17 protein-coding genes are annotated in these 13,311 nt (G+C 65.4%); 3 read left to right on the forward strand and 14 right to left on the reverse strand.

Features of this window, described 5'->3' with window-relative positions; all coding sequences use genetic code 11:
- Positions 1–147: 147 nt before the first annotated feature.
- The 3 genes from VEY12_11130 to VEY12_11140 all read right to left on the reverse strand — a co-directional run bounded on the left by VEY12_11130 (position 148) and on the right by VEY12_11140 (position 3,106).
- Positions 148–579, reverse strand: coding sequence for a hemerythrin domain-containing protein (locus tag VEY12_11130; GenBank protein ID HYM40671.1), 432 nt, complete (start codon positions 577–579; stop codon positions 148–150).
- A gap of 237 nt (positions 580–816) precedes the next feature.
- Positions 817–1,809, reverse strand: a complete 993-nt coding sequence (locus VEY12_11135; GenBank protein ID HYM40672.1) for a cytochrome d ubiquinol oxidase subunit II — start codon at positions 1,807–1,809, stop codon at positions 817–819.
- On the reverse strand, positions 1,802–3,106 hold the full coding sequence (locus VEY12_11140; protein ID HYM40673.1) for a cytochrome ubiquinol oxidase subunit I: 1,305 nt from the start codon (positions 3,104–3,106) through the stop codon (positions 1,802–1,804). The genes VEY12_11135 and VEY12_11140 overlap by 8 nt, the downstream gene beginning before the upstream one ends.
- 161 nt (positions 3,107–3,267) lie before the next feature.
- Here VEY12_11140 and VEY12_11145 point away from each other — a divergent pair, with 161 nt between their 5' ends.
- On the forward strand, positions 3,268–3,945 hold the full coding sequence (locus VEY12_11145; GenBank protein HYM40674.1) for a hypothetical protein: 678 nt from the start codon (positions 3,268–3,270) through the stop codon (positions 3,943–3,945).
- A gap of 152 nt (positions 3,946–4,097) precedes the next feature.
- Here the strand turns inward: VEY12_11145 and VEY12_11150 are convergent, their stop codons facing one another.
- Both VEY12_11150 and VEY12_11155 read right to left on the reverse strand, forming a co-directional pair.
- Positions 4,098–4,370, reverse strand: coding sequence for a hypothetical protein (locus tag VEY12_11150; GenBank protein ID HYM40675.1), 273 nt, complete (start codon positions 4,368–4,370; stop codon positions 4,098–4,100).
- Positions 4,371–4,591: 221 nt separating this feature from the next.
- Entirely contained in the window at positions 4,592–5,347 is a 756-nt protein-coding gene (locus VEY12_11155; GenBank protein HYM40676.1) for a hypothetical protein, read from the reverse strand.
- Between the two features lie 208 nt (positions 5,348–5,555).
- Between VEY12_11155 and VEY12_11160 the strand changes: the two genes are divergently transcribed.
- On the forward strand, positions 5,556–6,359 hold the full coding sequence (locus VEY12_11160) for a ZIP family metal transporter (protein HYM40677.1): 804 nt from the start codon (positions 5,556–5,558) through the stop codon (positions 6,357–6,359).
- A gap of 212 nt (positions 6,360–6,571) precedes the next feature.
- Here the strand turns inward: VEY12_11160 and VEY12_11165 are convergent, their stop codons facing one another.
- The 7 genes from VEY12_11165 to VEY12_11195 all read right to left on the reverse strand — a co-directional run bounded on the left by VEY12_11165 (position 6,572) and on the right by VEY12_11195 (position 9,359).
- The gene (locus VEY12_11165) at positions 6,572–6,799 is read right to left on the reverse strand and encodes a VIT1/CCC1 transporter family protein (GenBank protein HYM40678.1); all 228 of its coding nucleotides are present in this window, start codon (positions 6,797–6,799) and stop codon (positions 6,572–6,574) included.
- Complete coding sequence (locus VEY12_11170; protein ID HYM40679.1) at positions 6,796–7,074, reverse strand: hypothetical protein; 279 nt, start codon at positions 7,072–7,074, stop codon at positions 6,796–6,798. The genes VEY12_11165 and VEY12_11170 overlap by 4 nt, the downstream gene beginning before the upstream one ends.
- A gap of 80 nt (positions 7,075–7,154) precedes the next feature.
- Positions 7,155–7,868, reverse strand: a complete 714-nt coding sequence (locus VEY12_11175) for a class I SAM-dependent methyltransferase (GenBank protein HYM40680.1) — start codon at positions 7,866–7,868, stop codon at positions 7,155–7,157.
- A gap of 90 nt (positions 7,869–7,958) precedes the next feature.
- Complete coding sequence (locus VEY12_11180; GenBank protein ID HYM40681.1) at positions 7,959–8,183, reverse strand: hypothetical protein; 225 nt, start codon at positions 8,181–8,183, stop codon at positions 7,959–7,961.
- Positions 8,184–8,190: 7 nt separating this feature from the next.
- The gene (locus VEY12_11185) at positions 8,191–8,544 is read right to left on the reverse strand and encodes a hypothetical protein (GenBank protein HYM40682.1); all 354 of its coding nucleotides are present in this window, start codon (positions 8,542–8,544) and stop codon (positions 8,191–8,193) included.
- On the reverse strand, positions 8,531–8,776 hold the full coding sequence (locus tag VEY12_11190; protein HYM40683.1) for a hypothetical protein: 246 nt from the start codon (positions 8,774–8,776) through the stop codon (positions 8,531–8,533). Before VEY12_11190 ends, VEY12_11185 begins: the two co-directional genes overlap by 14 nt.
- A gap of 292 nt (positions 8,777–9,068) precedes the next feature.
- Positions 9,069–9,359 carry a hypothetical protein gene (locus VEY12_11195; protein HYM40684.1) on the reverse strand — a complete coding sequence of 97 codons (291 nt, stop codon included), beginning with the start codon at positions 9,357–9,359 and terminating at the stop codon, positions 9,069–9,071.
- A 36-nt stretch (positions 9,360–9,395) separates the two neighbouring features.
- Here VEY12_11195 and VEY12_11200 point away from each other — a divergent pair, with 36 nt between their 5' ends.
- The gene (locus VEY12_11200) at positions 9,396–11,552 is read left to right on the forward strand and encodes a kelch repeat-containing protein (GenBank protein ID HYM40685.1); all 2,157 of its coding nucleotides are present in this window, start codon (positions 9,396–9,398) and stop codon (positions 11,550–11,552) included.
- A 183-nt stretch (positions 11,553–11,735) separates the two neighbouring features.
- Here the strand turns inward: VEY12_11200 and VEY12_11205 are convergent, their stop codons facing one another.
- Together VEY12_11205 and VEY12_11210 are read right to left on the reverse strand one after the other, a co-directional pair.
- Positions 11,736–12,140: a hypothetical protein gene (locus VEY12_11205; protein HYM40686.1), complete on the reverse strand. Its 405-nt coding sequence runs from the start codon at positions 12,138–12,140 to the stop codon at positions 11,736–11,738.
- A gap of 281 nt (positions 12,141–12,421) precedes the next feature.
- Positions 12,422–13,311 (reverse strand): hypothetical protein (locus VEY12_11210; protein HYM40687.1); only part of this gene is annotated, 890 nt, incomplete at its 5' end.

Raw genomic sequence — 13,311 nt, forward strand, 5'->3', positions numbered from 1 at the left:
CCAAGGGCCTGCCTGAAGACCATTTCACGGGAGGGAACTGCCATTACCAGGGTTCCCGTCTAAGAAGAGGTCCATTCGGGACGCCACGGAAGGTCATCACGGTGATGATTGAGCGCTGACAGGACCCGGATTCTCGGGAACGAGCCCTCACCGCCGGGTGAGGACTTCGCGTTGAGCCTTCAGCGCCTGCGGGAACATCCTGTTCTCTTCCGCCTCGAAGTGATCCTCGAGGAGCTTTCTCAGCTTGGCAACCTCGGGACCAAGCATCCCCGGTGTTCGTCGCGCTAGCTTGTCGAGTTCTTCGATGCTGGAGCGGATCTCACGGTGGACCTGCGCGATTTCGATGGCATCCCGGGCGCCCTCGCGTCCATAGGCGTCGATGATGGCTTTCAGGACCTTCGCTTCCTCGTCGATCACGTGCTGACGAAGGGGGTCCCAGAGGGAGGACACCAATTCTGCCGCCTTCGCGTACCAGCGTCTCTCCACCGCGTCCTTGAGCTCTGCGAGCCGTCGCTTGACCTCGCCGTGCTCTTCCCGAAGCGTCTCGATGAGTTCCCCAAGCTCGAGTGGACGGGCCACGAACCCCTCCCTCCTTGCCTCCTTTGGGAGACCATTGAGGCAGGTTCTAAATGACCGACTGGGCGCTTAAGCTCTAGATTGTTGTTCTGCGTGCGATGATCCCCCGTCCATCGGAGCCGGTTGCAGGCAGAAGGCGTGGGAGCCCCCGATTGGGTTGTTGTCGCTCGCCGACAAGCCCGGGCGGCCCGTCTTTTCTAGTTCCGCTTGGTGCACGAAACGTCCTCACACGTGCCCGGGTCAGTAACTTTTCTCCGATCGGAACAGGTAGTTCAGGTAGAGGAGGGCGGGACCGACGACCAGCAAGCCCAGGATGAGGGTGGGGGTCAGGACGGTCAGCATTTCCGGAGCGGCCAGCATCTGGCCCGCGGTGATGTCCGGGTAGATTAGATAGGGGAAGTGCGCCAGGGCGAAGGTCAAGAGGGCGATGGAGTCGACCGCGGCGAGGAGTAGGAAGGCGTACAGGGCGAGCCGCCGCGTGCCGCGCCAGACCAGGAACCCGGCCAGGACGAACAGGAGGCCGGCGAAGACCATCACGGGGGCGAGCTCAAGCATCTTGTCGAAGGCGTACCCGGCGTTGGCACGCAGCAGGATTAGCTCCGCGATTCCAAGGGCGGCAACGGTTCCCATGGAAGCGTACACGGGATTCCGGTACACCTCCCGGTCCTCCGGGCTCTCATCATAGGCCATCGCCAAGACGCCGCTCAGGAGAATCTGGCCCGCGAACACGAGGAAAGCCGTCACGTAGGTGACGGGATTGGAGAGCGGAGACAGGATGTCGAAGGAGGGCGCTCCGTTCTGGACCGTGACCGGGTTGGAAATGATCAGGGTGAGGACGACGGACAGGAGAGGCAGGATGAGCAGTCCGGCGAGCGAGTAGGTGGTCGCGAAGAGACGCCTCTCGCCTCCATAGAAGTCGAAAACCAGGAAGGCGCCCCGCAGGATGAATAGGACGGCGACCAGGGAAACGGGAAGGAGGAGCACCGTACCGAGGACGCTGACGAGGCCCGGGAAGAAGGCCGCGGCACTCACCACGATCAGGACGAGGAAGACGTTCGTGACCTCCCATCGCGGATTGACGTAGGAGCGGATGGCTTCGCGCACCCCTTCCCCCGGAGGATGCCGCCAGGACATCAGGTGGTAGAAACCGGTCCCAAAGTCGATGGAGGCCAGGAGGAAGTAGGCGAGGATGGCCGCCCACAGAATCATGTACGCGAGGAACGCGTCACCCATGCGCTGCCCCCGGGGCGGGCTTGGGTTCGCGAGGACGGGCCGTGTAAAGCCGACGGAGGACGACGACCGTCAACCCGAGCAGGGCCGCGTAGAAGGCCGCGAAGGCGAAGAACAGGGCAGGCACCGTCTCTCCGGCGGCTGTGAAGCCCTCCTGGACGGTCATTACGTTGTAGATGATCCACGGCTGGCGTCCGACCTCCGTGACGGCCCAACCCAGGAGGAAATTTGCGTACGCCAAGGGACCGGCTGCGACGACTGCAAATTGGGAGAGGCGACGCAGCCTCTCGCGAGCCGGCAACCGCACGAGGACGAGGTTCACCAGAGCGATGAGGACCAGGAGCAGGCCGATTGTGACCAGCACGTTGAAGGCCGTGTGGACAAGGCCGACGTCGGGCCAGGTCGAGGAGGGGAAGGCATCGAGGCCGGTGACGACTCCGTTGAAGGAACCCGTCGCCAGGAAGCTCAGCAGTCCCGGGATGGGTATCGTGATGCCGAAGAACGTCTCGGAGGCCGACGACTGCGTGTGGTACAGGGCCTCCATGGCCGCAAACTTCTCGGGCTGGCTCGAAGCAACAAACGAGGCGGAGAGGCTGCCCGTGATGGCGGCAAGAATCGCGACAACCAGGCCGACACTCAGAGCGAATTGGAAGGCTACCTTCGCGTACTCGCTCGAATCCCCCCTCAGCCGCTTGAAGGCGTAGATGGCTCCGAGCATGAAGGAGGTCCCCACGTAGCATGCAAGGAGCACGTGTGAGGTCTCGTACGGGACCGCGGTGTTCAGCATCGCCGCGACGGGATCGACGTGCACGAGCTTCCCGGCGGAGAGCGCAAAGCCGGTGGGGGCGTTCATGAAGGCGTTGACCGTCGTGATCAGGAATCCGGACAGGGCCGAGGCGACGACAATCGGCACCGAGGCGAGCCAGTGCCGCCACGGATTCTTGAACCGGTCCCACGAGTACATGTAGATGCCGAGGAAGATCGCCTCCGTGAAGAAGGCGAAGACCTCAATGAAGAAGGGGAGGATGATCACCTGGCTCGCGACGGCCATGAAGGTGGGCCAGAGGAGGAAGAGTTGGACCGCGACCGCGACGCCGGAGCCGGCGCCGACGGCGAAGAGCAGGGCAAAGCCGCGGGACCATGTCCGCGCCATCCGGAGGTAGTTCTCGTTGCGAGTCCGGAGGCCTAGGAACTCGGCCAAGGAGATGAAGAGGGCGAGTCCGATGCCAGGGATGACGAACAGGGAATGCACGGACAGGGTGAGGGCCATCAGAAGCCGCCCGTAGTCCAGGGGCGTCACGGTTCGGCCCACCGAAATCTGTGGCAAAGCCATTGCGCAAGGACTGTATGTACGCCGGGGCCTCCCAGGACGAATTTCGGCTCAGCGGGCGCACCGGCGTCATCCGATTTGGACTGACCCTGGTGGAAAAGTTCAAGGGACATGCTTGAGGCCCGCGGACCGTGAGCTTTGCCGGCGCGGCGGTGTCCCTCGCCGCGACTGCGATCAGCGTCGCGTTTGCCGCCCTGGTCCTGCACCAGTGGCTCGACCGCCGGAAGCCGTTCCAGCTCGCCTGGTCCCTGGGCCTCGGCCTGTACGCCGTCGCAGCCTTCACGCAATTCCTCGCCGAGGCCTATGGCTGGAGCGAGGGAATCTACCGGATCTACTATGTCGTCGCGGCGCCCCTGGTTGCCGTCCTCGGAACCGGGTCCGTCCTCCTCGTGAACCGACGGTATGGGTACGCGTTCGCGGCCTACACGGCGATCCTGTTCGTCGCGTTCGCGTGGGTCATCGCCGGCGCCCCCGTGCTCCAAGCGGCGTTCAGCGAGCCAATCCCAGGGGGAGACGGTTTCTCGGAATCGGTCCGAATCTGGTCGCCTCTCTTCACCGTGCCCGGAAGCCTAGCCCTGATCGGTGTCGCCGCGTATTCCTACTGGAGGACGCGGCTCCTCTTCAACGCCTGGATTGCCATCGGAGCGCTCGTGGTCGCGGCAGGCGGGGCCCTCACGCGCTTCGGGATTGCCTGGGCCCTGTATCTCAGCGAGCTCATCGGAATCGCGCTCATGTTCTGGGGTTTCCTCGCAAGCGGCGAGCCTTCGAAGATCCGTCGCAGCGCACCCCAAGAGCTGCTGGCTCGGTAGATCGCCACCTCGTTGGCCGGGCGGGTGTTGCAGGTCCCGCCACCGCGCGTGCGGCACGTCAATGGGTTGTCCAACGCGGCCCACGCTGAGGGAATTCCGGTGGGTTCGCGTGGTCCGGGTCACGGGTTTCCGCGGTCGTGTGCAGGACCGGCTTAGCCTCGGGCCTTCCGGCTCAACGGGATGGGCACGGGTCGAAGAGGCGCGGGGGGACCGAGCGAGACCGCTCCCTTGGGCCGGCTCCACAGACCGAGGAGCAGGAGGCACAGCCCCGCCGATGCGAAAATCACGGGCTCGGTCACCGTACGCTGAACGTTGGCGACGGCTCCCGCGATGGACGCGAGGACGAGCGTCGCCACCCACGCCACCAAGAGCACGACGACTCGGCGCCGAGAAACATCTCGCCACTCGTCTCCCTTGCTCTCCATCCACTGATGCCAGCGATCTCCCTCGGCATACGCCTTCCGTAAGTACAACCGATGCCGGGGGGATCGCGCCAGCCACTCGGGGGCGAACGGGGCCGGGTCGGTTTCAACAGGGCCGGAACCGCTCGCATGTCATCGAGCCCAACGCCGTGTTTCGGGTGAGCTTTCGGGCTTGAAGAGGCAGGATGCCTTCGGGATGCGGTGGACGCAGACCGTGCGCCCTGCTACCCCTCGCGGAAGCCCGATGCTAGGAGTCCCTTCAGCAGTTCTTCGTGCTTGCGTTCGTCCGCCTCCATGCTTGCGGCGAGGAGTCCCATCGTGCCGCCGAGGTGTTGCGAGAAGTCCCGACCGCCTTCCTCCGCGGCTCGCTCCTTCTGGATCAGGCGCTCCACGTCCCGTCGGGTGATTCCGGAGGCGTGAGTCGTCGCCGTGCCTCGATCCAGCTGGAAGGCGAGGGAGGCGACGATCTCCGCATGGCGCAAGCTGTCCGATGCGATTTGGCGGAAGACCGCGCGCGTCAGCTCGTCCCGTGCTTTCTGGGCCAGTTGCATGCACGAGGTCACGGCGGTCTGCTCCCCCCGCACCCGCTGGCGCAAGGCCCTCACGAGGTCGCGGTCGGGGCCTGTGTCCGGCTCATGTTCCGCCCTTACTCGACCGCGCGTGGCTTCCCCCGTTCGCTCAGCGAGTTCCGCGGCCGCCTCGAGGAAAAGACGGGGCGGAGCCGAGGTGCCCGCGGGCAGGTCCGCGAGTCGCTGGGCGACCCTCCGCGCAATTCGGCGCGCTTCGCCCCTCGCCGCGAAGGCGGGGAAGAGGGTCCGAAGTCGACGTCCGGACAGGTATTGGGAGACTGCGGAGGGTGCCACGCCCAGCAGCTCCGCCGCCCGGCGACCCGAGAGCCCCATCTCCTCGACGAGCTCCCGGGCGACCAGTCCCTGGAGAACTTGAACCCAGCCTGTAACTCCGATTGAAATCCTTGGCATGGTTCGAGAAGGAACCACTCCTTTGATAAGGCTTGGGCGTTGTTCACGCCGTGAACATCTCCTCCGAAAGCTCACGTGCGAAATGTTTATAACGGCCTTATATCTTGGCCCGGGCGGGTCGATTTCGGTCGGCCGAAAGCGGAGCGTGCATCCGATGGTTCCCAACGGTGGCTCGGGGCTTGCGACGATTCGGGGAGGTTGACTCGTCTTGGTCGCTTACGTCGAACTCCTGTTACTGGGGGCGGTGGCCGGCTTCACGATTTTCTTGGGCCTCCCCCTGGCCGCGTTGCAGAAGGTGAGCTCGAACGTCAAGGGCTTCCTGAACGCGATCGCCATGGGCATCCTCGTCTTCCTCATCGTCGACGTCTTCGCCCACGCGCTCTCCTCCGTGGAGGACGCGACCGTGGGTGCGTTCACGGGGACGGCGCCCTTGGGAGACGCCCTGATGGCCCTCCTCGCCCTCTTCGGCGGCCTCGCGGTCGGACTCCTCGGTCTGGTCCTCTATGAGGCGCGGTACCTCAGGCGGCGCGGGGCCGAGGCAGCATCCCCTAGCGCGGACGCGTACCGGCTCGCAACGATGATCGCGATCGGCATTGGTGCGCACAACTTCAGCGAGGGCCTCGCGATCGGGCAATCGTACGCCTCCGGTTCCATCGGGCTCGCCCTCCTCCTGATCATCGGCTTCGGGGCGCACAATTCCACGGAGGGCTTCGGAATCGCGGGTCCGCTCACGGGGCTCGCGAAGCGGCCGACCGTTCGGTTTCTTATCACGGCGGGCCTGATCGGCGGCGGCCCCACGTTCCTCGGGACGATCGTGGGGAGCGTTTGGAGCTCCGCCTTCACCTACGTCCTGTTTCTCAGCGTCGCGGGAGGTGCCCTCGTCTACGTCACCCTGATGATGTACAACGTCGGGAGGCGACAGGCCCCCAACACGATCCTCATGGTGGGGATCTTCGTCGGGTTGGTCGCGGGGTTCGCCACGGTCCTCCTCGTCACGCTGGGAGGAGCTTAGGGGGCCGCTTCGGGTCGTTACGCAGGGGCCTTGCGTCCTTCGTTCGATCCCAAGACGAAAGCGGCGCGTGGAGAGGAGCCTGTACCGGAACGGACGAGGCTCTCGATTCGCCATGCAAATCGTGGTCGGCGGCACCGACCCTGGCCCGGCGGACCCGGTCATCTTCCGCAGCGAACGTTGGCCGCTTGGTTGGTCTGTCGATCTCGAACGTCTCAGCCGACAACCCCGCCCACCACGAGGCCAACTAGGTAGGTGGCCGCCGCGGCGCCCATTCCTACCAGGGTCATCTCGGCGCCGCTTCGCAGGAAGGGGTGAAGGGTTGAGAGGACTCGCAGCACGCCAGCCGCGAAGAGGCCGATCGCCGTGACCGCCACGGAGACGAAGACACCCGACAAGGCAGGGAGGAGGAGAAACGGGAGGCGGGGTGGTGGCAGGCTCACTTTCCCTTGAGTCTCGCCGCACGCGATTGCAGGAGTCCGATGGCGACGAGCAAGACGATGAACGTGAAAATGAGGAATGCCATCCCAAAGACGGCGGCGGCCTGCTGGCTGAACGAAGACTGCAACCACCAGAATCCTCCGAGAAAGATGACCGCCCACACAGTCATGACCGCGACGAAGCGCCAGCCAGTCTCATAGGGAGCAGCATGTGGAGAGGGCGCATCCACGTGCTGCCAAAATCCCCGCCAGTCCTTGGGACGCTGGGATGCACTCATGCCGAAACCCACATCCCCGGGTCGCGGCATAGCCCTTCCGGCGGCCGTCGGCTCGGGCACTCCCGTTGCCGACCGGAACATCACCTGTGCTCGTACACGTCGAGAACCACATCCCGCCGGCCGCGTCGTCTCTTAACGAGGGTCCAGTCGTAGGACGCCATCAACGGTTCGAGGATGAACGGGGACCAGATGGCATGGCGGAACCGGACTCGACGCCCGCTGCCCACGTTCGTGTGGTCCTGCTCGATGGCCCCGTGCTCCGTGTCGTACGCTTTCGTCACGACGTGCACCTTGTTCTTGCCCCGACGTATCGTCTTGCGCGTCCACCATTCCTGACGAGCCAGTAGGGCCACAACATCCCGGTACTCCAGAAGGAAGTAGCTGCGCCGGTGCGTGGCGCCCTGGACGTTGGTCAGGACTCGGGTGAAATCCGCGGGCGTGAAGTGGCAGAGTGCATTGCCCAGGGTCGTCACCGTGTCGAACTGGCCACGAACCCGCTTCCGCGTGATGTCCGCGAGGAGGAATCGGTTCCGCGAACCCACTTCGCGGGCGTACGCCCTCGCTCCCTGAATCATGTCCGGGTTCACCTCGATGCCTACGTACCCATGACCGGCGGGTTCGAGGAGGAACCCGAGGACGCCGCCCCCGCAGGCGAGGTCGAGGACCCGTGTGCCGAAGAAGCGCCGATTCGAGCGCCAGAGGCTCCTCAGCTCTTCCATGCGTTCCTTGCTCGTGGCCAGATATCGTGTGAAGTCCTCGGAAATCCGGTAGAAGGCCCGGATGTCGCGGTCCACGGCGGTCACATCACTCGGTCGCGGCATACGTCTTCCGGCCGCCACGGATCGGGGGACGTCGTCAACCGTCCCGGGACGGGAGCCCGGAGGTCAGAACTCCGCCGACTTCTGGATGTTCCTCCAGTTCCTCTCGAACCACGCGTGAACGTTCTGGAGGCCAGTCTGAAAGTCCGTGTGGGGCTCGTAGTGCAAGATCCGCCGCGCCTTGTCGATCGAGGCGAGGAGGCGATTCTTCTTGTCCCAGTTCCGCCGCTCCCTGAACACGATGCCGGCGTGGTTGCCCGTGATCTCGGGAAGCCGACGGCGCGTGTCCAACCGTGCGTCAGTCGACTTCGATGATGATCTTCCGGCCAGCCTTCGAAACGGAGACCTCCTCGTCGCCTCGGAGGCCAAGGCTGCGCTCGATGTCCGCGGGGATTCGCAGCACCGTGCCCCGGCCGCTCCGGGAGAGCTTCCGCCGGAGCTTCAACGGGCCGCCCCAAATCCCGAGGCGGCGCGCGACCCGGATGAGCCGCTGGCTCTCCTCTTCCGGTAGGAACTCCTCCCCGCAGACGCTACAGCGGCGCCCCCGCTCGACGAACGTGTAGCCCTCAATCTCGGAGACGATGTCGTCGACGGGTACCAGCTCGCCCTTCCCGCAGACGGGGCAGCGGGTCCCGCCCTTATCCTTCCGCACCGGTGATGACGAAGACTTCATTCGTGCCCGCCTCATGAACCAAGATGAGCTTCTTGCTTCCCTTCCGCCGTACGAAGACTTCCCACTTGTCCTTTCCCGATTTCGTGGCACGGTAGGCCTCCCGAAGCGCCTCGCGCAGATCGACATGGTCCCAGCCCCATTTCCGCATCCAGGTGTTCCGGAAGTGTTTGCTCACGTCGATGCGCGCCCTGTCGACGTCGAAGGGCAGCAAAGAGGTTCACTCCTTTTTGTAATGCTTTTCATCTACTTGACCCTTTCTGGGGAAAGCGCGAACGGTCCGGAGCGGAGAGTGGGCCGCGCCAGCGAGGGCTGACAGGACGAAGCCGCCGGCCTCGTTCGGTCCGGACTTCGGCGCCCAGGGAGGCCGCGGGTTCGGACCCGGGGCGGGGCGCGAGCCCATCGCGACTTGCCCCTGGGGGAGAGTCCGAGTCGGCGGAGCATCCGCCATGGGTCGCCTGATTGCGGAGAGACCACCAGGGGCGCTCTCTTGGGGTGATGGAGCGCTAGAACTCCGCCGACTTCCGGATGTTCCTCCAGTTCTCCTGGAACCAGGCGTGCACGTTCTCCAGCCCTGTCTGGAAGTCTGTGTGGGGCTCATAGTGAAAGATCCGCCGCGCCTTGTCGATGGACGCCAGGAGGCGGTTCTTCTTCTCCGAGTTCCGCCACTCCTTGAAGACGATGCCCGCCTTGTTCCCAGTCCGACCACGATATCCGGCCGAAATTCCCGAATCTGCCGCCGAATCGCGCGGGGCGAACGAACGGCGCGCGGACTTCCGGTAGGTTCTTGGAATCATCCGCGCATCACCTCCGAGTCCCAGGAGGGGCGCTTGATGCGCTTGACCGCGTTCGTCGCGCTGGCTGTCATGACGAGCCTGCTCCCGTTCGCACTCTCGCCCATCCTGGCCCCGACCACGGCAGGGCCGGCAATATCCATCCCCACGGTGCAGCCTCCCGCCCGCTTGGCGATCCAGCCCATGGTCCCTCCCGGCGGCGCGTGGACGCTCCGGGGCAGTCAGCTGCCGGGTCGGGACGCCCCGAGCTGGGTCTACGACTCCCGAGCGGACCGATTCATCCTCTTCGGCGGAAGCGTGACGAGCTCGACCGTCACGAACTCGACTTGGTCGTACGACTACGCGAACAACACGTGGACGAACATCACCCCGATCGCCGGGCCCTCGCCTCGGGCCATCGCCTCGATGGTCTATGACGCCCACGCGGACCGGGCGATTCTCTTCGGCGGCTCCCCCGCGTTCCCGGTCAGCCTGAGCGATACGTGGATCTTCGACTACAAGAATCGCACGTGGACGAACGTGACCAAGACCACGCACCCGCCCTCGCGAGTCTTTGCAGCCATGGCGTACGACCCGGTCGACGACAAGTCCCTTCTCTTCGGCGGCGCCGGCGGGCCGTACGGCAACGTGATGTATGCGGACACATGGGCGTACGACTACTCGACGGACACCTGGTCCCTCCGGAGTCCCGCCGGATCGCCCTCGGGGCGATTCGGAGCCACGATGGCTTACGACCCCGTCGCCCAGGCGACCCTCGAGTTCGGTGGCCTGACCATCTCGGGGACCAGCCTTGCGTTCTCCAATGACGTGTACTCGTACGCCTACACGGCGAACGCCTGGACCCACTTGCTGCCACCCGTGAGCCCTCCCGGACGCGCCGCCGGCGCCATGGCGTACGATGCGACGGCCCAGCGATTCATCCTATTCGGAGGCACGGGCGGGCTCCTTGTCTCCTCGTACCGGAACGACACCTGGGCATACAGCTCCGCCTCGAACCGCTGGGCCAACCTGACACCGGTCCACTCGCCCATGCCTCGCTCGGACGCGGTGATGGACTTCGACGTGAAGGCGGGGCGTTCCGTGCTCTTCGGCGGGGCGTCCACGAGTTCGACCCCCCTGGACGATGCCTGGAGCTACGAGTACGGAGCCGCGCTGCCCACCGCGCCCCTTAACCTGGTGGCGGTGGGTGGCACGCTGCAAGTCACCTTGACTTGGCAGGCGCCGGCATCCGACGGCGGATCCAGCATCGTGAACTACAGCATCTACCGCGGCACGATCTCGGGCGGTGAGACGGTCCTGAAGACCGTGGGCCCCGTGCTGACGTACACGGACCCGGCGGTCAAGGCCGGGACCACCTACTACTACGAGGTCAGCGCCGTGAACGGCGCGGGAGAGGGGGCGAAGTCCAACGAGGCCTACGGCACTCCGCCGGCTGCACCCTCCGCACCCCAGACGCTCACGGCCACGGCGGGCAACGGCCGGGTCGTCCTGACCTGGGCCGCCCCCGCGTCGAACGGGGGCGCGGCGATCACGGCCTACAAGGTGTACCGCGGCACGACCTCCGGATCGGAGACCCTGCTGGCGACGCTGGGCTCGGTCCTCACGTACACCGATAGCGGGGTGACCAACGGAGGGACGTACTACTACGAGGTCAGCGCCGTGAACGGCGTGGGCGAGAGCCCGGTGTCCAACGAGATCCACGCCACGCCGACAGCGCCCGCAGACACGACCCCACCTTCGATTACGATCACCTCGCTGGTGAACAACAGCCTGCTCACCTCGACGGCGGTCACCGTGACGGGGACAGCCTCGGACGATGTCGCCGTGCAGAAGGTCGAGCTCAGCACAGACGGGACACACTGGACGCGGGCCTCGGGCACGACCTCATGGTCAGGGAGCGTCGCCCTGACCGCGGGACCCAACACGATCTACGCACGTGCGACGGACACGTCAGGCAACCCAGCGACGATGCAGATCACCGTGACCGTTCAGCTCCAGGGCCCGGCCGTCCTCGGACCTCAGAGCCCGCTGACCGAAGGGCTGATTGCGTTGACCATCGTCGTGGCCGTTGCCGCGGCGGGTGCGGTGGTCCTGCTGGCGCGTCGCCGACGCCGGTCCGCGCAAGCACCGACCACTCCGCCGTCGACGCCGCCACCACGCCCTCCGCCGCTGGCGCCTCCGCCCGGGAACCCGTAGTCCGGGCCAACTGTATCGCTCCCGAGGACCGCGAACTCGTTCGAATACTGGTGCGCCTTTCCCGGGTCGGTTCCGAGTCCGGAAGGCGCACCGCGATTCCCGCATGCTCGATGAAGAACCCAAACCCGTCGTCCTCGCGCCGTCGTCCAGAATGGTCCACATGGACCGTCTGAGGGGTCCAGTTCAGTACACGACCTGAATCGTCCGGGTCACCCTGACGGTCACAGGGCTGTCGGATAGAAAGGCGAGCATGTACCCAAAACTCCACACCGAACTCACGTTCTCGTTGAACGTCCCAGACGTGGTTCCTTCGGCGACGCAGTTCTCGAGGACGGCGTGCGGAATCGACGACCCGTAAGGGAGCAAGAACACGCACGTCTTCCCGGTCGAGGACCATGCACCGAGGAGGATGCCTCCGGGGGGCGTTACGTTGAACTGGAATCCAAAAGGCGCTTGGAAGACCGTTCCCCAGGGAACAACGAGGGTCGTGGGGCGAGAAGGTGACGCGAGGAGGTACGCCCCCACCACGGCTGTGACGGCGACGACCGCCGTCCCCAAGGCCAAGAGTGCGCGGTTCTCCGGTTTCATGCCGGAAGCGCATCGGCTTGTCGCGGCAAAGCCCTTCCGGCTGCCACGGATCGGGGGACGTCGTCAACCGTCCCGGGACGAGACCCGGGGCGGCTCAGAACTCGGCCGACTTCCGGATGTTCCTCCAGTTCTGCTCGAACCAGGCGTGCACGTTCTCCAGCCCCGTCTGGAAGTCCGTCTGGGGCTCGTAGTGCAGGATCCGCCGGGCCTTGTCGATGGATGCTACCCGACGGGAGCTCTAGCCTGGGCTTGTCGCTGCCCATCCGCGTGTCGGCGGTCCGTCACCCCATGGGCGGGCGACGGCGCTCGCCTCTCAGAGAGAGCAACACCACGACTACCGTCACCACACCAACACCTGCCACGAGTGCAAGGAGGAAGAGGGACCAGATCGGGATGCCAAGGACGGTGCCCTCGGCCGCGCCGCCGGGAACGTTCGGTCCGTAGTCGACCGAGATCTTCGTCAGGAAGGCGGTTGTATTCCAGGCATCGCTCAGAAAGTCTGCCCTGACCTGGAGGAACCGGGTCGGCGGCAAGGAGGTGAGGCGGGCAGACGGCGTCCATGTCGTCCACGTACCGGTCGGAGTCGACGTGTTCCCCGCCCGCGCCCGGAAGGATACGGATGTGCCAGGCACCGCCGTTGCATTCGCAGCAAGGGAGTGCCAGATCGTCCCCGCTTCCCGGGAGTCAAACACGGCGGAGACGTACCACCCGGAATACGTCTCGGCGCGCGGCGGACCGAACCGATACAGCCCAATCCGGAAGGGGCCGCCATTGCCACCGTTGTAGTAGATTCTCGGTCCCGAAGGATCCAGCAGCAGATCCGGGGTTCCTAGACCCAGATCGTCCCATGCGGGAGCCGGTTCCGGCGGGATGGTTGGGTTGGCTGGGTTCTTCGTCCAGTTGTATCCATCGAGCGATGTCGCAGAGCCGATCTGGCCGTTGCCCCCCGGTTGGGCGCCTTCGTAGTAGGCGATCCACTCGGACCCCAGGAGCACGACGCTGTGGGTTGACACGTGGGTGTCCCAGGATCCGCTGGCCCCAGCCGCTAGCACGGGATTGAGGGGGAACCGGGTCCAGTTTTGGAGGTCCCTCGAAGTCGCCACGCCGACTTGGACGTTTCCTGACGTGTCGAACCCGGTGTAGTCGAGCCGGTACAGTCCGCCGGAATCCT

It is taken from the genome of Thermoplasmata archaeon (genome assembly GCA_035632695.1).
In the GTDB taxonomy this organism is placed as follows: domain Archaea; phylum Thermoplasmatota; class Thermoplasmata; order RBG-16-68-12; family RBG-16-68-12; genus RBG-16-68-12.